This is a genomic window from Ignavibacteriota bacterium (assembly GCA_016218045.1).
Lineage (GTDB): Bacteria > Bacteroidota > Ignavibacteria > SZUA-365 > SZUA-365 > JACRFB01.
In genome coordinates, this window is record JACRFB010000018.1 from 62,083 (window position 1) to 81,767 (window position 19,685).

Here is a 19,685-nt window from a genome sequence, read left to right on the forward strand (position 1 = left end):
ACCATGAACACCACACGCTTTCTTTTTGCGGCACTGGTGCTCATCGTAGCGGCCCGCTGTTCCGCGCAGGACGCCATTCCCGCGGATCTCGACGAGGCGCTGCGCGCGCGCATACACGTGCTTGCGCGCGGCGGCGACGACGGCGTGATACTCCGCTGGGCGGTGGACAAGGCCGTGGTCTGGAAGAAGGCGCGCACGACGGGATTCATCGTCGAGCGCGCCGAGGCCGACGCGCGCGGTGCCGCGCCTGCAAACGCGTTCCGGCCGCTGATGGACGGTCCCTTGCTGCCGTGGACCGCCGCCCAGTGGCAGGCCTATTTCTCCGCCACGCCGCGGCCGCCCGAAGGTGTCACCGACTACCCGCTCGCAGCGGCCGCTCTTACCGAGGGAGCCGAAACGGGCGCCCGCATCGATCCGGGCGATCTTGCCGCGCTCACCGAGGCGCGCACTCGCGAGGACATGCGCTTCGGCTTTGCGCTGTATGCCGCCGACCGCAACGCGTCCGCCGCCGAGGGTTTGGGACTGCGCTATGTAGACCGCACAGCCACGCGAGGCAAGACCTACGTGTACCGCGTGCGGCTAGCCGCGGCGGCCGCACCGTATCGTGTGGATACGGGACGCGTGACAGTGAAGAATGATCCGTATGTGCCGAAGCGGAATGCGTTGCTCCGCGCCACCGAGAACGACGGATGGATACTCCTCACCTGGCCGCGCACCGTGTACTCGTCCGCGCGTGTCGAGCGCTCGACCGACCGCGGCGCGACCTTCACAGCGCTGACACGCACGCCGCAGATGACCGTCCGCGCGCCGGGCGCACCCGACGAGCCCGAGGCATTCGCCGACACGCTCGTCACGAATTACCGGCCGTATGTGTACCGCGTGTACGGCTCCACGGCCTTTGCCGACGAGGAGCTGATAGGCGAAGTGTCCGCGATGGGGCGCGACCGCACAGCTCCGGGCGCGCCGTTTGTGCCGGGTGCGAAGCACACGGCGGCGCGCGCGGTGCGCATCACGTGGTCGATGGAGGAACCGGTCGCGGCGGATCTCGCCGGATTCAGGGTCCTGCGCGATACGAAGGAGGACGGACCGTACAGCGCGATCAGTCCCGTGCTCGGCCCCGGTGCGCGCGAGTTCATCGACACCACTTTCAATGATGCCGACGCGAACTACTACATCGTGGCGGCGCGCGACACGGCGGGCAATATCGCGCGCTCGCTGCCGTCGTATGTCGCGCTTATCGACTCGACGCCGCCCATGGCGCCGCGCTGGGTTCGCGGCAGCATGGACAGCACGGGCCGTGTCACACTCACGCTGCGCGTCAATCCCGAGCGCGATGTGATGGGCTACCGCATACTCCGCGCCAACGCGCCCGAACACGAGTTCTCGTCCATCCTCGAACGTTTCGGCGACGGCCTCAGCAGCGCCGCGCGCGACACGGTGGTGTACGACACGGTCGAAGTGCGCACGTTGACGAAGAACGTGTACTACCGCGCCACCGCGCTCGACATGAATTTTAACGAATCCGATGTGTCGGACATGCTCGTTGTGCCGCGCCCGGATCTCGTTCCGCCCGTCGCTCCCGTCATCACCGACGTGGATGTGACCGACTCGCTGGTGTTCCTGCGCTACACGCCCGGCGGCAGCGACGATGTGGCCGCGCATGTGGTGTTCCGTCGTACCGCGGGTGAAGCAGAGTGGACAACGCTGCGCCGTCTCGGTCCTGCCGACACCGAGCTGGTCGATCGCGACGTGCAGGCAACCGTCACGTACGAGTACACCCTGCAGGCAGTGGACAGCGCCGGTAATCGATCGGAACTTTCGATGAGCGTCCGCGCGCGTCCCTACGACAGCGGCGTGCTGCCGACTCCGCGTGATCTGCAGGCGGTGTACAACAAGGAGACGCGGCGTATCAGTGTGCGGTGGACCTCTCCCGTCCGCCGCGAGGGTTTGTCCTTCCTCGTGTACCGCTCCTTCAACGGTGAGGGCTTGAAGAAATATGCCGCTGTCGCGGCGGAAGAAAAGGCAGAGTACATCGACACGGCTCTGCGCGGGAAGGGTACATACGAGTACGCCATCCGCGTGGTGCATTCCTCGGGCGCTGAATCGCCGCTGTCGGATGTGATTCGAGTGGTCGTCGAATAGCGGAACGCGGAACTGGGAACTGGGAACTAGGAACTAGGAACTAGGAAATGGGGACTGGGAAATAGGAAATGGGGACTGGGAAGTAGGAAGTAGCACCCAAATGCCGCTATTGCTTTTCACAGTCCCCAGTCCTCAGTACCCAGTACCCAGTACCTAGTACCCAGTACCCAGTGCCTAGTACCCAGTACCTAGTACCCAGTACCTAGTACCCACTTCCCAGCTCCCAGTTCCCACCCCCCTGACAGCGTTCTGGGTTCCGCGTTCCCTCCTTCGTAGATTTCAGGCATACACGATCCACCACGAGCAGGACAGGACACATGAAACAGACCATCCGCCTTCTGACATTTGCAGTAAGTATTCTTCTCGCGCTGCATTGCGATTCTCGCGCGCAGGAAATGCAGGGCAAAGTTGTGTCGGTGAAGGATGGAGACACGATTGAATTGCTGGTGGAGAATTCTCCGCTGCGGATTCGTTTTCATGGTGTGGATGCTCCGGAGAAGGATCAGCCCTACGGGCAGAAATCGAAGCAGTTCACAAGCGATCAGTGCTTCGGGAAAGTTGTGACGGTGCGGATGCGCGACAAGGACAGATACGGCCGCATCGTGGGCGAGGTGATACTCGCCGACGGCAGCAGCGTGAATCATGCCCTCGTTGAAGCGGGACTCGCCTGGTGGTATCAGCGCTACGCACCCGACGACAAGACGCTGCAGGCACTTGAGTCGAATGCACGCAGTGCAAAAAAGGGTCTGTGGGCCGATCCGTCTCCCATCGCCCCCTGGGATTGGCGTCAGAATCAGCGCAGCTCCGACGCCGCGGGCGGAGAAAAAACGTACACCGTGCAGTCGCCCGACAGTCCGCCACCGTCCGCCGCGACCAAACGCGACACCGACACCGTGTACGTGACAAAATCCGGCAAGGCCTATCACCTCGCCGGCTGCGAGGGTCTCGCACATTCGAAGTATCCGCGCCTCCTGCGCGACGCACGGCAAACACACAGGCCGTGCCCGAACTGCGGCGCACCGCGCTAGCGCCGGACAGCGGGACAGCGGGAGAGCGGGACAGCGGGAGAGCGGGACAGCGGCCGAAGGCCGCAAGAAAAAACCTCCCTTTCCTCCGTTCCTCCTGTGTGCTTTTTTGCCCAACATCCTCCTACGGGACCGCGGCATTTCGTCCGCAACGGAGTAGGGCGCGAGGAAGGGGACTTGACAGCGCAACATCGTATATGTATATTCGTATAAACGAATATGCGTATGAATGACGTCGACATGATAGCGGAACTTTTCAAGGCGCTGGGTGATAACACACGCTTGCGCATCGTGCGTCTCCTTGCCGAGGCGGGCGAACTGTGCGTCTGCGACATCGAGCGGGTTCTCGCGCTGCCGCAGGCGCGTGTGTCGCGGCATCTCGCGGTGCTGCGCTCGGCGGGACTGGTCCGCGCGCGGCGCGAAGGGCAGTGGATGCACTACGCGCTGCGGAAGGAGGACGCGCTGTCGAGGTCCGTCATCCGTGTGTTCGTCCGCGGAACCGACGGCGCGGCGCTCTTTGTGAAAGACTCGCTCCGCCTGAAAAAACACGCACCCGCCTGCTGCGCACCTGAAGATGGAGACTGAAGCATGAGCCGCATGGTCCACCGACTGTCCTTCCTCGACCGCTATCTCACACTGTGGATTTTCCTGGCCATGCTGGTCGGCGTGGCGTGGGGACATTTCCAGCCGGGCGTGTCGGAGTTCTGGAACACCTTCAGCGTCGGCACAACGAATATTCCGATCGCCATCGGACTCATCCTCATGATGTATCCGCCCCTCGCAAAGGTGCGGTACGAGGAGATGGGCCGTGTCTTTCGGGATACACGTATTCTGGCGCTGTCGCTGGTACAGAACTGGATCATCGGTCCCGTGCTGATGTTTCTCCTCGCGGTGATCTTCCTGCCCGACCTGCCGGATTATATGGCGGGCCTCATCCTGATCGGCCTCGCGCGCTGTATCGCCATGGTCATCGTGTGGAACGACCTCGCGCAAGGTGATCCCGAATACGCGGCGGGACTTGTCGCACTCAACTCGCTGTTCCAGGTGTTCTTCTACTCGCTGTATGCCTACCTGTTCATCACGGTGCTTCCGCGGATGATAGGCCTTGAAGGCATGGTGGTCGACGTCTCCATGGGTCAGATCGCGGAATCCGTGCTCGTCTATCTCGGCATTCCCTTCGCGGCCGGACTTCTCTCGCGCCTCGTGCTGCGCCGTCTGAAAGGCGACGCGTGGTATACACAACGCTTTATTCCCGCGATATCGCCGCTCACTCTCGTGGCGCTGCTCTTCACCATCCTGGTGATGTTCTCGCTGAAAGGGGAAGTGATCGTGCAGCTTCCGCTCGACGTGCTGCGTATCGCGCTGCCGCTGGTCGTGTACTTCGTTGTTATGTTCGCCGTGTCGTTTTTCCTCGGGAAAAAAATCGGAGCATCGTATCCGAAAACCGCCGCGCTGTCGTTCACCGCGGCCAGCAACAACTTTGAACTCGCCATCGCCGTTGCCGTCGCCGTCTTCGGCATCAACTCCGGAGCCGCTTTTGCAGCGGTAATAGGACCGCTTATTGAAGTGCCTGTGCTTATAGCGTTGGTACGAGTTGCGGTGCGGTGGCGGGGGGGATTCAAGATCGAAAAGACGTAAAGAGGTAAAGATGTAAAGAGGTAAAGGCACCGTGTCACCCTGAGCGGAGTCGAAGGGTGGCACGGTGTGATGGCGTAAAGTCGTAAAGAGGTAAAGGCGTAAAGTATGACATGCCGAGAAGTGTCTCGCTGAGTCCGAAGCGGGCGGAAAGCGCCACGACGTAAAGTGTGTAACGTGGAACGTGTGACGTGTAACGTGTGACGTGTAACGAAGTCTTTTACTTGGCCACTTTGCTACTTTCCTACCTTCCTACATAAAAACGAGAAGCAACAATGAAAAATCCTGAAGACATCAAATTGGTAGTCCGCGAGAAGTATGCGGAGTTGGCGATAGCGGGCGAGACGGCGGGTGGATGCTGCGGACAGGGCAGCGAGGGATGCGGCAATGTGTACACGATCATGGCGGATGAATACACGAAGGTGGAGGGGTACGCGCCGGAGGCCGACCTCGGACTCGGCTGCGGCATTCCCACCGACCACGCCGGATTACGTCCAGGCATGACCGTGCTGGATCTCGGCAGCGGAGCGGGGAACGACGTGTTTATCGCGGCGTCCATCGTGGGCGCGGAAGGTTGTGTCATCGGTGTCGATATGACGCCGGAGATGATCGCGCGCGCGCGCCGGAACGCGACCTCCCTCGGCGCTGCAAATGTGGAATTCCGCCTGGGCGAGATAGAACATCTGCCCGTGGACCGCGACAGTGTCGATGTGATCCTCTCGAACTGCGTGCTCAACCTCGTGCCGGATAAAAAGTCCGCCTTTGCGGAAATGTTCCGCGTCACCAAACCGGGCGGACACTTCTGCGTTTCCGACATCGTGCTCGACGGCGAAATTCCTCCCGCCATGCGTGATGCCGCGCTGCTCTACGCGGGCTGTGTCGCGGGCGCACAGCAGAAGGACGAGTACCTGCAACACATCACCGACGCCGGCTTCAGCGCCGTCGAGGTCCGCGCGGAAAAAGTCATCAACATCCCGCAGTCGGCCGTCGATCAGCTCGCCGCCGACGTCCCTGCCGAAGAACGCACACTCGGATCCACGCGTATCCTCAGCATCACCGTCACCGGCCGCAAGGCGTGAGACGGAGAGCGGGACAGCGGGACAGCGGGACAGCGGGAGAGCGGGACAGCGGGACAGCGGGACAGCGGCCGAAGGCCGCAAGAAAAAACCTCCGTTTCCTCCGTTCCTCCTGTGTGATTTTTCTTCGCGCTACACCACATCATCGCACAGAGGGACTTCATACAAAAGCTCTCAGGACTATTCAATCGGATATTAGATGAAACACACCGTTTTAATTCTCTGCACAGGAAACAGTTGCCGTTCGCAGATGGCGGAGGGGATTGTGCGTCACGATTTTGGAGATATGTGGGATGCCGAGTCGGCGGGCACACGTCCGTCGACGGTGAATCCCTGGGCGATACGCGTGATGCAGGAAATCGGCATCGACATCTCCACACATCGGTCGAAACATGTGGACGAATTTGTGGGGCGGCACTTTGATCTTGTGCTGACCGTGTGCGGTAATGCCGAGCGCGACTGTCCGGTGTGGCCGGGCTACACGCGGCGTGCACATGTTCCCTTCGACGATCCCGCGGACGCGCAGGGCAGCGAGGAGGAGATTCTGCCCGTGTACCGGCGCGTGCGTGATGAAATCCGCCGCGAGTTTGCGACGCTCTTCGGCGCATCCTGATCCGCGGAGTTCAAGGCCGTTTGACTGACAGCCAATTGCGCCGTACCTTGTGGTAATTATGAGAACGGGCGCACACCATACATCGTCCACGCACCATGCCACGGCCGTCCGGCTCTCGGCGCTGCTGCTTGTCGCGGTGTTTCTGTTCGCGCAGTTCCCGTACTGCGGTTGTATCGACGAAGCCGTCTCGCACGTTTCGCACGGCCTTATTCTGACCGGACTCGATTCCGATTGCTGTTCCGGTGAGGGGGAAACCGAGGCCTGCGGCGACGACTGTCACTGCGACATCTGCAACCGCGGCGGCGGCAGTTTTGTGCTCGTGTACTGCGAAGCCGGCGCCGCGACACACGCGGTTCCCATACCGGCGTGTCTCGTCGACTGTCCCGTCTCCATCATTCTTCCGGTCTCGACACTCCCTCCGCGACACGCATAGTATTCCCCGACGACGTTCCGCAGGCGCGGAACGGTGAACGTTTTTCTCTCACAGTCACACGAGGAATATCATGCGAACCATCGCAGCAGTGTTTCTATACATCTGTGTCCTGTCCCTCCCGCTTGCGGCGCAGCAGCGGATCAGCGGCATCGTGCTGCACGAGGAGGGCGACAGCACGCAGCCCGTCATCGGCGTCAACGTATTCTGGCTCGGCACAAACACCGGTGCCGCCACGGGGGTGGACGGACGTTTCGAACTCCCGCGACCCGAGGGCGCCTCGCGCCTCGTGATCGGCCACGCCGGGTATATCGGCGACACACTCGACATCGTCTCGGGCGCGCGTCCGCTGCGCATCATCCTCGAGGATGGCAAGTCGCTCGGCGAGGTGACGGTGATGGGCGAACGCAAGGGTGTCGCCGCGGCGCCCATCGAATTCCGCGCGGAGAGTGTCTCGGCCGCCGAATTGAAAAAGGCGCCGTGCTGCGACCTCAGCGGTTGTTTCTCCACCAGCATCTCCGTCGAGCCCTCTGTCACCGACGTCATCACCGACACACGCGAGTTGCGCATGCTGGGCATGGCGGGCGTGTACACACAGCTTCTGCTCGAGAACACTCCCACGCTGTTCAGCGGACTCAACGCGCAGTACGGACTCTCCTTCATCCCCGGCACGCTGATCCGCCAGATGTACATCGTGAAGGGCGCGAACTCCGTCCTGCAGGGCTACGAGGCCTCGAGCGGCATCGTGAACGTGCTGCTGCACGAGTCCGACGCGACCGACGCGTTTTTCCTGAACGGTTTTGCAAGCGCCTCGCTCGAGCGGCAGGTGAACATCAGCACGTCGCGCGTGTTCGGACATTGGAGCACGCTGCTCGCGGGTCAGCTTGTGCAGCCCTCGCAGGCCGTGGACGAGGACGGCAACACGTTCATCGACATGCCGCGCATCAACCGGACGTTTCTGACCAACACGTGGAAGTACAACGACGGCGAGGGCACGCTGCTGCGGCTCGGCGCAAAGTTCACCGACGAGCGCCGTGTCGGCGGCACGACGGGATTTGACGCGGCGCGTGACGCGGGTTCGATCACGCAGTACGGACAGGTGGTCGACAACAGGCGCGCCGAGATGTATGCAACGGCCGACCTGCCGCTCGACGATGAACTCATGCTCAAAATACACACGGCAGGCGCGTCGCACGGACAGAACGCCTGGTACGGCGTGACCCGCTACACGGGCACGCAGCGGCAGTGGTACACCGACGCCGGCATCACCATACCGATGGGCGGCGAGCACACGCTGAAGGCGGGCGCGAGTTACAAACACTTTACACTGGCCGAGGACATCGGCTTCAACGCGAATCCGCTCGGCAAAACCTACGCCGGATCGAGCACACTGGTCGAAAACGTGCCGGGTCTCTTTACCGAGGGCAAACTCGTGTTCGGCGACGACGACGACCTCGTGCTCATCGGCGGCATCCGCGCGGACGCGCACAACACACACGGCGGCTTTGTCACACCACGCTTCTTCGCCAAGTGGGAGGCGGGGCAGGGCCTGACCGTGCGCGGCGTCGCCGGCACGGGAGCACGCAGACCCCTGCTGTTCAGCGAAAACGCCGTGCTGCTGGCGAGCAGCCGCGACCTGAGTTTCCCCGCGGCGCCCGCGCTCGAACGCACGCGCAATTACGGACTCTCGCTCACACGCATCGGCGGCTTCGCCGGCATCACACTCACGGCGGCGCTCGATGTGTTCCGCACCGAGGTGCGCCGGCAGTTGACGGCCGACTACGACATCGATCCGTTCACCGTCCACTTCACACAGCGCGAATCACCCGTCATATCGAACAACCTCGTGGCGGAGTTGCTCGCGGATCTGGCCGAAGGACTCGAGGCGAAACTTGCGTACACGTTCACCGACGCCTTCGAGGATCGCGCGGAGGGCAGGAAGGACGTGCTCTTCACCTCGCGGCACCGCGCCTTGTTCGCCGCCTCATACGACCATTCTATGTCGGGCCTGCTCTTCGCCGCCACACTCGAAATGTTCGGTCCGCAGACACTGCCGCACACGACGGCCTACCCCGAGGCCTTCCGGCTTCCGGAGCGCTCGCCGTGGTACGCGCTGCTCAATTTCCAGCTCACGCAGCGGTGGGAAGCGCTCGAACTGTATGCCGGTGTCGAAAATCTGCTCGATAAGAGACAGGATAATCCGATACTCAATCCCGTCCGTCCCTTCGACCGGTATTTCGAAACGTCCTTCATCTGGGGGCCCGTCAAGGGACGCGAGTTGTTCGCAGGATTCCGCGTCCGTCTCGCGCCTGCCCACGAGGAGGACGAGTAATCGTCTCACGTGGAAAATCTTTCCATGAGAGACGTAATAGGCCCTGATTTGGCACAAAAAGATTCGTAGATTCGTTGTGATCGGCCGAGTACCGAATCCGCCGCGTGCGCCCCGCGCGGCGCCGCGCGGCCGGAGCACCGCGCGGACACACTCTCAACGCCTGCGGTCGCTGCGTGCAGCGATCGAGCCACCCCCACAGTCTGCAGGTCGGCCATGAGCTTTCAGCTTCAGGACGGAGATTTTCACCGCCATCTTCTCGAGGTTTCACCGGACGGGTTTGTGATCATTTCGCCCGAAGGCCGCGTTTTGTGGGCCAATTCACGCGCGCTCGAAATGTACGGCTTCTCCACGATGGAGGAGGCAATGGATGAGCGCGTGAACGCCTTCGATCTGTTTGTGGAAGGTCCGATGAAAGATCTTGCCATGGAGTCCGTGCAGCGGATCATCAGCGAGGGCGCATCGCTGCAGGGCAGTTACATGGCCCGGATGCACGACGGCACAACATTCCCGGTCGAGATCAGCGCGCGCGCGCTGATCGACGACGAGGGCCATCCCTCGGCATTGCTCGCGAGCATCCGCAACGACAGTGAGCGCCATGCCGTGCTCGAGGAACTCGACAGTGAACGCCGCCTGCTCAAGACGATCATCAACGCGATACCCGACGAAATCTACGTCAAGGATCGCACGGGGCGCTTCATCCTTGTCAACAACGCGTGTGTGCGCGCGCTACGGCAGGACGTCGAGGCCGACGTGGTCGGAAAACACGACCGTGACCTCATCACGTCGGAATTCGCGGGATTGGCGGAACAGGAGGAGCGCCAACTGCTCGAGACCGGCGTCCCGATACTCAACCATCAGGGACGCATGCGTGTGAATCCCGCAACCGGCGAGGTCGAACGCTCCATACTCATCTCGAAGATTCCGCTGCGCGAACACGACGGCCGCATCACCGGACTCGTCGGCATCAACCGCGACGTCACCGACTGGCGCCGCGCGGAGGCCGCGTTGATACACAGTCAGCGGCGTCTGGCGCTTGCGATCGAGGGCGCGCATTGCGGCATCATCGACTGGGATCTCGACGCCGACAATGTCACGGTGAACGAGCAGCTCTGCGAGATCCTCGGCCTGCCCCGCGAGGATCTCGAGGGACGCATCCGGAAATACTTCCGCCGCCTGCATCCCGACGACATCAACACGATACGCGACATCTTTACACGTGTGCTCGGCGGTGACATGCACCGCTTCTCGCTCGAGATGCGTCTGCTGCGCGGCGACGGATCGTGGATTTGGATCAACATCGCCGGCATGGTCATCTCCCACAGCAGCGACGACGACCGCGCCACACGTCTCACCGGCATCGTGCTCGACATCACCGACCGCAAACACGCCGAGTTCGCGATGGTGCATGCAAAGGAGCGCGCCGAGCGGTCGGACCGCATCAAGGACGCCTTCATCGCAAACATCTCCCACGAAATCCGCACGCCGCTCAACACCATCACCGGCTACACACAGTTCCTGCAGGAGCTTTTTGCGGACCGCATCCGCGAGAGCGAGCACAAGTATTTCGACAACATACAGCGCGGCAGCGAGCGGCTCATGCGTACGGTGGACGAGATCCTGAGTTTCTCGCGCATACAGTCGGGTGAACTGCTTGTCGAGCTGCAGGAGACGGATCTGCACGCGCTGCTCTCGCGTGTGCTCAGCGACATACGCCCGAAGGCCCACAAAAAGGGGCTCACGCTGTCGTACGTCAACGAGTGCGGGCACATCGACGCGCCGGCCGACGAATACTACCTGTCGCAGGCGGTGCTGAATCTTCTCGACAACGCCATCAAGTACACCAGCGCCGGCGGAGTCACCGTGCGTATGTTCCGCGCGGAGCCCGGCATGATCGGCATCGAGGTGCGCGACACGGGCATCGGAATTTCGGAGGAGTATCTCCCCAATCTTTTTGAACCCTACTCGCAGGAGGAAATCGGGCATTCGCGCGCCTACGACGGCATCGGACTCGGCCTCGCACTCGTGAAAAAGTACCTCGAGTTTCACGGGGCCGAGATACATGTCGCGAGCGAGAAGGGCGCGGGCTCGGCATTCACCGTGCTTCTGCGCTCCGGCGAACCCGTGCCCGTGCGGCGGCCGTCCGACGCGGCACCCGCGCCTCATGTGCGGCCGCGACGCAAACACAAACCCTGCGTGCTGATCGTCGAGGACGACGAGATGACCATAGAGTATCTGACGCTGATTCTCGGCGACGCCTACGCGGTGGCCGAGGCGAACAGCGCGGCCGACGCCTGGAAGGTGCTGCGACGCAGACAGGTGGATGTGGTGCTGATGGACATTTCGCTGCGTGGAAAAAAAACCGGCATCGATCTCACACGCGAGATCCGTTCGTCGGATCGTTTCGGCGCGCTTCCCGTTATAGCGCTCACGGCTCACGCCTTCCCGACCGACCGCGACGAGTGTATCGCGGCGGGCTGCAACGACTTCATCGCCAAACCGGCGGGCAAGGCGTTGCTGCTCGATTCGCTGGAGCGCCTGCTCGCGACGCGCGAGGACTAGGGGAGCGGTGGGAACGGTGCGTGCCGGAGCGGGGCGCGTTGTTTTCATGTCCGTGAATTGCTAGGTTACATCGATGCACCACGCGTGTATCGCCCCCATCCCTCACACCAAAACCGCTCCCCCATGATCCGCACTCTGTCGCTCCTCGGCCTCTGCGCCTGCTGTCTGTTTGTGTCGTTTTCCTGCGCTCCGAAGGAGGGGAAAAAAACGACGAAGGTGATCGGTGTGTCGCTGCTGAATCGCGGACATCTCTTCTACAAGGATCTGGAGGAAGGCCTGATCCGCGAGGCCGAGAAGTCGGGCTACGAACTGATCGTCACATCCGCCGACTTTGATCTCGGCAAACAGATCTCGCAGATCGAGGATTTTGTCGCGCGCAAAGTGGATGCGATAGTGTTGTGTCCCGTGGACTCGCGCGGTGTGGGTCCGGGTGTACTCACCGCCACGCAGGCGGGCATCCCCGTGTTTACGGCCGACATCGCCGCCGAAAACGCGCCCGTGGTGTGCCACATCGCATCCGACAACGTGGCGGGCGGCCGTCTTGCGGGCGAGTACATGGCGAAAATGCTGGGCGGCAAGGGTGCGGTGGCAATCATCAATCAGCCGGTGGTGACGTCCGTGCTCGACCGCGTGCAGGGCTTCCGCGACGTGCTCGCGCAGTATCCCGGCATCACCGTGGTGGCCGACGTCAACGGGCAGGGCGTGCGCGACCGCGCGCTGCAGGCCGCGGCCGACGTACTGCAGGCGCAGCAGGGCCTGCGCGGCATCTTCGGCATCAACGACGACTCGGCGCTCGGCGCGCTCGACGCATGTGAGCAGTTCCGCCGCAGCGACCTCGTGATCGTGGGCTACGATGCAACGCCGCCCGCGCGCGACGCCATTCTGCGCGGATCACCGCTCAAGGCCGACGTGGTGCAGTATCCCGATAAAATCGGCAGCGCGACCATCGAGATGATACGCAAACATTTTGCAGGCGAGACCGTGCCGAAAGTGTTTCCGGTGGAAGTGGGACTGGTGGACGCCGCGCAGCTTGCCGCGACAAAATGAACGGATTGAAACGCGGGCGGGAAAACATGCGTGTATCGGATTTGCGCGCAGCGGAGCGGTGAGTGACACGCGCCGGTGAGAACGCGGCCGTGCCTCTGCTTTCGATGCAGGGCATCGGGAAGAGTTATCCCGGCGTGCGCGCGCTCGACGACGTACACATCGATCTGTACGCGGGCGAAATTCACTGCCTGGTGGGGGAGAACGGCGCGGGGAAATCGACATTGATGGGCATACTGTCCGGCGGCATTGTGCGCACCGCGGGCAGCATCCGTTTTGAAGGGCGCGAGGCGAGTATCGATTCGCCCGCCGCATCGCAGCGGCTCGGCATCGGCATGATCCATCAGGAATCGCGGCTGGTGCCCGCATTGAGTGTGGCCGAGAACATGCTGCTGGGCGACGAACCACGCAGCGCGGGATTTTTTATCGATCGATCCGTCTTGCGGACGCGCGCGCGCGCGGCCCTGGAATTACTGGGCGAGGAATTCGATCCCGACTGTCCCGTCGAGCGACTCGGAAGCGCGGAACGGCAGATCGTGGAAATCGCCAAGGCCCTGACGCGTGACTTGCGTGTGCTGGTGCTCGACGAACCGACCGCGGCCCTGACCGAGCGCGAGAAGACCCGCCTCTTCGGCATACTGCGGGCACTGCGTGAAAAGGGCACGGGCATCTTTTACATCTCGCACCGCCTCGAGGAAATTTTCGAAATCGGCGACCGTATCACCGTGCTGCGCGACGGCCGTGTGGTGGCGGGCAGTGCCGTGGCCGATGCGGACCGCCCCCGCCTCATCCGCTGGATGGTGGGCCGCGACATCGAACAGGAATATCCGAAGGAAAGTGTCGAGGCCGGCGCCGAACTGCTTGTGCTCGACACCGTGTCCACCGCCACACTGCGCGACATCTCGTTCACGCTGAAAGAGGGCGAGGTGCTGGGTGTGGCGGGACTCATCGGCAGCGGCAAACTGGAACTGTCGCGTCTGTTGTACGGCGTCGAACCCGGACTCTCCGGATCCATGACGCTCGGCGGACGGTCCTACGCGCCCAGAACGCCCGCTGCCGCGCTGCAGGCGGGTCTCGCGCTGTTGACCGAGGACCGCAACACCCTCGGCGTATTCCCGAATCTGCCCGTGCGCGCAAACATCACCATCAGCACGCTCACACGCCACGTGCGCGGACGCCTGCTGCGCGCCTCGCTCGAAGACGCGGCGGCGCGGGCGGCCAGCGAAAGATATCGGATCAAACCCTCCGATATAGAATCGCCGGTCACCGCCCTGAGCGGCGGGAACCGGCAGAAAGTGGTACTCGCTCGCGCGATGGAGACCGAGGCGCGTGTGCTCGTGTTTCACGAGCCGACCGCGGGAGTGGACGTGGGCGCGAAGTTCGAGATCTACACACACATCGTGTCGCTCGCGCGCGCGGGCAAGGGCGTGGTGATGATCTCGTCGGATCTGCCCGAACTGCTCGGCATGTGCGACCGTGTGCTGGTGTTGAGCAGGGGACGTGTGGCGGGCACGCTCGAGCGGGCCGAGGCCACGCAGGAAACCGTGATGGCGCTCGCCACGCGCACATTCGAGGACGGACGGACATGAACGACACCACACGCGCGGCGCGCCTGGGCGCCCTCGTCAGCCGCTACGGCATCGCCGTGGCCTTCCTGCTCGAGGTGCTGATCTTTGTGCAGCTCACGCCCTATTTCCTCACGGCGGACAATCTGTTGAACGTGTCCCTGCAGGCCTCGATCAACGCGATCATCGCGGCGGGCATGACGTTTGTGATTCTCACGGCGGGCATCGATCTGTCCGTGGGCTCCGTGGTCGCGCTTGCGGGCATCGTTGCCGCAAGTGTGTGCAAGATCGACCTGCCGTTCCCGATGAACCTCGCGCTGGGCATCGCGGCGGGCACGGCCTTCGGCGCTGTGTCGGGCTTCGCCGCGGGCGGCATCGTGACACGATTCCGTATCACGCCGTTCATCGCGACTCTTGCGCTGATGACCGTGTGGCGCGGCCTGGCGTTTGTATGGACCGACGGACGTCCCGTATGGGAACTGCCACAGGAGTTTGCGCAGATAGGCAGCGGACGCCTCGCAGGCATCCCCGTGCCCGCACTGATCATGGTGCTCGTATTCGTTGTGTCGCATGTGGTGCTGACACGCACCCGCTTCGGGCGTTACGTGTACGCCGTGGGTGGCAACGAGGAAGCCGCGCGTCTTGCGGGTCTGTCGCCCGCGCGTATTCTCACCGCCGTGTACGCGGTCAGCGGCACACTCGCCGCGGTGAGCGGCGTGTTGCTCGCCTCGCGCATGAACTCGGGTCAGCCCAACGCGGGCATCATGTACGAACTCGACGCCATCGCCGCCGTCGTGGTCGGCGGCACCAGTCTGCAGGGCGGCCGCGGCACGATGATCGGCACCATCATCGGCGCGCTCCTCATCGCCGTCCTCCGCAACGGCCTGAATCTGCTGAACGTATCGAGCTACCTCCAGCAGGTGATCGTAGGGGTGGTGATTGTACTCGCCACGATGCTGGATCGGAGGAGGAACTAGGATCTAGGAGCTTAGGATCTAGGATCTAGGATTTGGGAGACGGGAGTGAACGGAGACAGGAGAACAGCAACAGGGAGAAGGGGAGGTGGGGAGGTTTTATAAACGCGTGACCGCCACGCTGTGTCACGCTGAGTCCCCTACACTGACTTCGTCTGACTCATTTGGGAGGTGACATCCAGAAATGTCATTGGCAGCGAAGTCGAAGGGTGGCACGGCGGCGGTGTTTCGTAGTGGTGTGAAGGCGTAAAGACGTGAAGGCGTAAAGACGTGAAGGCGTAAAGACGGGAAGGCGTGAAGGCGTAAAGGCGTAAAGGGGTAAAGACGGGAAGGCGTGAAGGCGTAATGACGCACGACTCCAGCCCGGAGCGCAGCGGAGGGCGGCACATGCTAGCCCCGGGCGAAGCCCGGGGTCATGGGCGCAAGGCGAATTGAGTGAGCCCGGAGCGCAGCGGAGGGCGGCACATGTCCGGGAGGTGAAGGCGAATTCATCACGGTGGTTGCGTCGGGAATGTGTGCCTGGTTTCCGGTGGCAGCATGGATATGCCGCTTTTTCGGTCAGCGCCTTGGCAGTACCCACACTGCGGTACTATATCCGGAATCTAAAGGAGCACTATCGAAAGATGAGTTACAGGGAGGAGGTGGAGTTTCTCTTTCGACGATATGGCATAGACAATGGCGGACGGTTCTTCTCGGATGTTGACGAAGTGAATCCCGTTTTATGCCAAAAGTCGAGGCACGACAGAACCACTCCACAGGTCAGAGATTCGCTTGTGCCGCCCTCCGCTTCGCTCCGGGCTCATTACACGCAGGGCGTGCGCGTCACCCCGGGCTTCGCCCGGGGCTAGCATGTGCCGCCCTCCGCTTCGCTCCGGGCTGGGTTCCATACGTCGTCGAAAACCCTCCCTCTGTTGAAGTCACATGCTGAGATGTCATTGGCAGCTTGTCGAAGCGCGACGGAACGTGTAACGTGGATACGCGTAACGTATTAACAGGAGGAACGGAGGTAACGGAGGTTTTATAAACGCGCGGCGCAGCGCTGTGCTGTTGCACGTCGTGCCGTTCCCGCGGGCCTTGGGGGGAGTTACGTGGATACGTGTCACATAATCACAGGAGGAACGGAGGTAACGAAGGTTTAATAAACGCGCGGCAGTGCTCCACTGTTGCACGTCGTGCCGTTCCCGCGGGCCGGGCGCAGTAGGCACGTGTTACGTGGATACGTGTAACGTGTAACGTCTTCTACCTTGCTACCTTGCTGCCTTCCACGCCCAGTAGATCCGTTTCCCGTGGGAACGGAAGACGTGTAACGTGGATACGTGTTACGTGTAACGTCTTCTACTTTGCTACCTTGCTACTTTCCACGCCCAGTAGATCCGTTTCCCGTGGGAACGTAAAACGAATAACGTAACCTCATGCTAGCCGAGCGATCCCACCGCTGCCTCAACGGCGTCGAGGATTTCGCAGGAGCGGACGACGTGCTGCATAGTGGTGTGGTCGGGGTAGAGGGGGCGGTCGGTGTCGAGGTGGGCGACGTGGCGGCGGACGATGGCTTTGGCGGCGCGGACGCCGAGGCCGGGCGTGAAGTCGCGGAAGTCGAGGGCCTGCGCGGCGGCGATGAACTCGATGCCGAGCACGCCGCAGGCGTTGTCGACGATCTGTGCGTTTTTGATGGCGGTGTTCATGCCCATCGAGACGAAGTCCTCCTGGTCGGCCGCGGCGGGGATGGACTGTATCGACGCGGGCGCGGAGAGTATGCGCTGCTCGACGATGAGGGAATCGGCGGTGTACTGGCTGAGCATGAGGCCCGAGAACATGCCCGCGCCCTTTGTGAGGAAGGCGGGGAGTCCGACGCTGAGCGCGGGATTGAGCAGGCGGTTGAGGCGGCGCTCCGAGAGCACACACACCATGGTCATCGCCGCGCCGGCCATGTCCATCGGCAGCGCCACGGGTGTGCCCTGGAAGTTGGCGCCGGTCAGGGTCAGATTCGATTCGGGCAGGAATATCGGATTGTCGCCCACGCCGTTGAGTTCGATCTCGACCTGTTTCCACGCATGCGCGATGGCGTCGTGTGCGGCGCCTATCACCTGCGGCGTCGAACGCATCGAGTAGGCGTCCTGCACCTTTGTCTTGATCTTGCCGGTCTGCAGATCGCTGCCCTCGATACACTTGCGTATCGCGGCCGCGCTGCGCACCGCGCCCGCAAAGCCGCGCAGCTCGTGCAGGCGCGTGTCGTAGGGTTTGAGGTTGGCCAGCAGACCCTCGAGCGACATCGCCGTGGCGATCTCGGCCTGTTTCAGCAGGCGGTTCATGTCGTACAGATGTATGGCGCTCATCGCGGTGAGCAGGTTCGAGCCGTTGATGGTTGCGAGTCCGTCGCGCGCGTGTAAGCCGGGAATGGGGATGCCCGCGCGCTCCATCGCCACACGCGACGGCAGGCGCTCGCCCTTGTACCAGGCCTCGCCTTCACCCATCATCAGCAGCGCCACCTGCGACATCGGCGCAAGGTCGCCGCAGGCGCCCACGGATCCCTTCTGGCACACCACCGGCGTCACACCGGCGTTTAACAGCGCCACCAGCGTCTCGGTGATCTCGGGCCGGCAGCCCGAGTTGCCGTGTGCGTGCACGTTGATACGTCCGGCCATGGCGCCGCGCACGTATTCGATGGGCGCGGGTTCGCCGATGCCCGCGGCGTGATTGTAGATGAGGTATTTCTGGAACTCCTGCACCTGCTCGTCGTTGAGCACAATCTCCGAGAATTCCCCGATGCCCGTGTTGATGCCGTACATGATTTCGTGTGCCTCGATCTTGGCATCCAGCATGGCGCGGCAGGCGGCGATGCGTCCGCGCGCGGCGGTATCGAGCACTACTTCTTCATTGTGACGCGCGATGGCGACGAGCTGGTCGATCGTGAGATGGGAACCGTCGATGACGATGGACATAGGTGCTTTCCTGTGTAGTGTGGAGGAGGGGGTCCAGAGGAATGGTGTTCAAATATTGCGGCAATTTCGTTATCCACCAAACTGCGTATGAACGCTCCCACGCTCGCAGGATCCACTGTGTGTCTCCTTCTTTCTTTTGTACGGAACAAAAGAAAGAAGCAAAGAAAAATCCGCGGCTTCGGAAAATTCCGGCCAAAATCTCGCGTCGGCTCGCGGCGGATGCAAACTCGTCCCGATCCTCCTGCGTCGGATCGGTCCTCAAACAGGCATCCGCCTTGTGCTCGCCTCTCGCGGATTTTGTCTCGTAATTTTCCTAATGCCGATTTTGGGTCTGCACAAAGCGGTGCGCTGGGCGGTAGGCCGTGAGGTTGTGGCCGTGTGTGTTTTGTTGCAAGGTGGACATGTAGCAAAGTGAACCTGTCACACGTGCCACCGCTTTCGACTTTGCTACCTTGCTACTTTCCACACATCGCAGACCGTGCACACGTGGTATGTACACACGTTCATACGATCAATTACATGTCACGTTTGCAATGTTAGCGCAGAAGGATGAAGGTCCGATTCAGTGGCGCGTGTTTGCCGGCAATCGAGAGGTTGTATATCCCTGCCGGAAAGGTATCGAGCCGTGCTTCATCAAGGGTGAAGGTGGTGATGCCGGCTGAAATATCCTTCACGGTTTGGTACACCACTCGTCCGAGTTGATCGACCATGCTGACGGTCGCTTGGTAGTGGGTGTCGGATGACACGGAAACGAGACTCCCGCTCCGCACCGGATTGGGGAAGATATGCATGTCGGGCGATGCTGCGACGTGGTGTTCCACGCCGGTGGGCGCAAACGTTATACGCACGCTGTCCATCACGACGGGTGTCACCGGCCTGCTATTCACCACCGGGACGTTGCCTATTGCCTGGACCACGGAGAAATTTGTGATGACGGTACCGAACGCGGTGTAATTCGCATCGAGACGTGTGTTGTCCACAAGATTGATATAAAACTGGCTGGTGGCGGTATTTGGCCCGGAGGTCGCCATGCCGAGCGTCTTCTGCACGTTGCTGAACGGTGGAATCAATTCGTCTGGAATTGTCACACCCGACCCTCCTGATCCGGTGCCGGTCGGATCTCCGCCTTGTATCACGAACCCCTTCACAACGCGGTGGAAGATGATTCCATCATAGAACTTCGCCTTGACCAGGCCCAGGAAATTCGAGGTGGTAATCGGGCGCTTCGCCTCTTCCATGCTCGCAACAAAATTTCCCATCGTGGTGTAGAAGGTCACCTGGGTCTGCGCCTGGGCGATCACCGTGAAAAGTGAGAAGGAGAGCGAGAAAAGGAGTCGTGCTTTCATGACGG

14 protein-coding genes are annotated in these 19,685 nt (G+C 62.0%); 12 read left to right on the forward strand and 2 right to left on the reverse strand.

The window, feature by feature from the left end:
• Window positions 1-3: 3 nt before the first annotated feature.
• From HY962_06260 to rbsC, 12 genes are all read left to right on the forward strand, one after another.
• The gene (locus HY962_06260; protein MBI5646517.1) at window positions 4-2,142 is read left to right on the forward strand and encodes a hypothetical protein; all 2,139 of its coding nucleotides are present in this window, start codon (window positions 4-6) and stop codon (window positions 2,140-2,142) included.
• A 317-nt stretch (window positions 2,143-2,459) separates the two neighbouring features.
• Entirely contained in the window at window positions 2,460-3,170 is a 711-nt protein-coding gene (locus tag HY962_06265; protein MBI5646518.1) for a thermonuclease family protein, read from the forward strand.
• A gap of 237 nt (window positions 3,171-3,407) precedes the next feature.
• The gene (locus HY962_06270; protein ID MBI5646519.1) at window positions 3,408-3,752 is read left to right on the forward strand and encodes a metalloregulator ArsR/SmtB family transcription factor; all 345 of its coding nucleotides are present in this window, start codon (window positions 3,408-3,410) and stop codon (window positions 3,750-3,752) included.
• 3 nt (window positions 3,753-3,755) lie between these two features.
• Window positions 3,756-4,805 carry an ACR3 family arsenite efflux transporter gene (arsB, locus tag HY962_06275; protein ID MBI5646520.1) on the forward strand — a complete coding sequence of 350 codons (1,050 nt, stop codon included), beginning with the start codon at window positions 3,756-3,758 and terminating at the stop codon, window positions 4,803-4,805.
• A 272-nt stretch (window positions 4,806-5,077) separates the two neighbouring features.
• Window positions 5,078-5,881, forward strand: coding sequence for an arsenite methyltransferase (gene arsM, locus HY962_06280; protein MBI5646521.1), 804 nt, complete (start codon window positions 5,078-5,080; stop codon window positions 5,879-5,881).
• Window positions 5,882-6,077: 196 nt separating this feature from the next.
• Window positions 6,078-6,491, forward strand: coding sequence for an arsenate reductase ArsC (locus tag HY962_06285; GenBank protein MBI5646522.1), 414 nt, complete (start codon window positions 6,078-6,080; stop codon window positions 6,489-6,491).
• Window positions 6,492-6,549: 58 nt separating this feature from the next.
• Window positions 6,550-6,924 carry a hypothetical protein gene (locus HY962_06290; protein MBI5646523.1) on the forward strand — a complete coding sequence of 125 codons (375 nt, stop codon included), beginning with the start codon at window positions 6,550-6,552 and terminating at the stop codon, window positions 6,922-6,924.
• A gap of 70 nt (window positions 6,925-6,994) precedes the next feature.
• A complete protein-coding gene (locus HY962_06295) occupies window positions 6,995-9,253 on the forward strand; it encodes a TonB-dependent receptor (GenBank protein ID MBI5646524.1) in 2,259 nt (752 codons plus the stop codon).
• Between the two features lie 213 nt (window positions 9,254-9,466).
• Window positions 9,467-11,812, forward strand: a complete 2,346-nt coding sequence (locus HY962_06300) for a PAS domain S-box protein (protein MBI5646525.1) — start codon at window positions 9,467-9,469, stop codon at window positions 11,810-11,812.
• A gap of 123 nt (window positions 11,813-11,935) precedes the next feature.
• The gene (locus tag HY962_06305; protein MBI5646526.1) at window positions 11,936-12,859 is read left to right on the forward strand and encodes a substrate-binding domain-containing protein; all 924 of its coding nucleotides are present in this window, start codon (window positions 11,936-11,938) and stop codon (window positions 12,857-12,859) included.
• A gap of 104 nt (window positions 12,860-12,963) precedes the next feature.
• Window positions 12,964-14,445, forward strand: a complete 1,482-nt coding sequence (locus HY962_06310; GenBank protein MBI5646527.1) for a sugar ABC transporter ATP-binding protein — start codon at window positions 12,964-12,966, stop codon at window positions 14,443-14,445.
• On the forward strand, window positions 14,442-15,398 hold the full coding sequence (rbsC, locus tag HY962_06315; protein ID MBI5646528.1) for a ribose ABC transporter permease: 957 nt from the start codon (window positions 14,442-14,444) through the stop codon (window positions 15,396-15,398). Before HY962_06310 ends, rbsC begins: the two co-directional genes overlap by 4 nt.
• Window positions 15,399-16,810: 1,412 nt before the next feature.
• Here the strand turns inward: rbsC and HY962_06320 are convergent.
• On the reverse strand, window positions 16,811-18,334 hold the full coding sequence (locus tag HY962_06320) for an aromatic amino acid lyase (GenBank protein ID MBI5646529.1): 1,524 nt from the start codon (window positions 18,332-18,334) through the stop codon (window positions 16,811-16,813).
• A 536-nt stretch (window positions 18,335-18,870) separates the two neighbouring features.
• Complete coding sequence (locus HY962_06325; protein MBI5646530.1) at window positions 18,871-19,680, reverse strand: peptidylprolyl isomerase; 810 nt, start codon at window positions 19,678-19,680, stop codon at window positions 18,871-18,873.
• Window positions 19,681-19,685 lie beyond the last annotated feature (5 nt).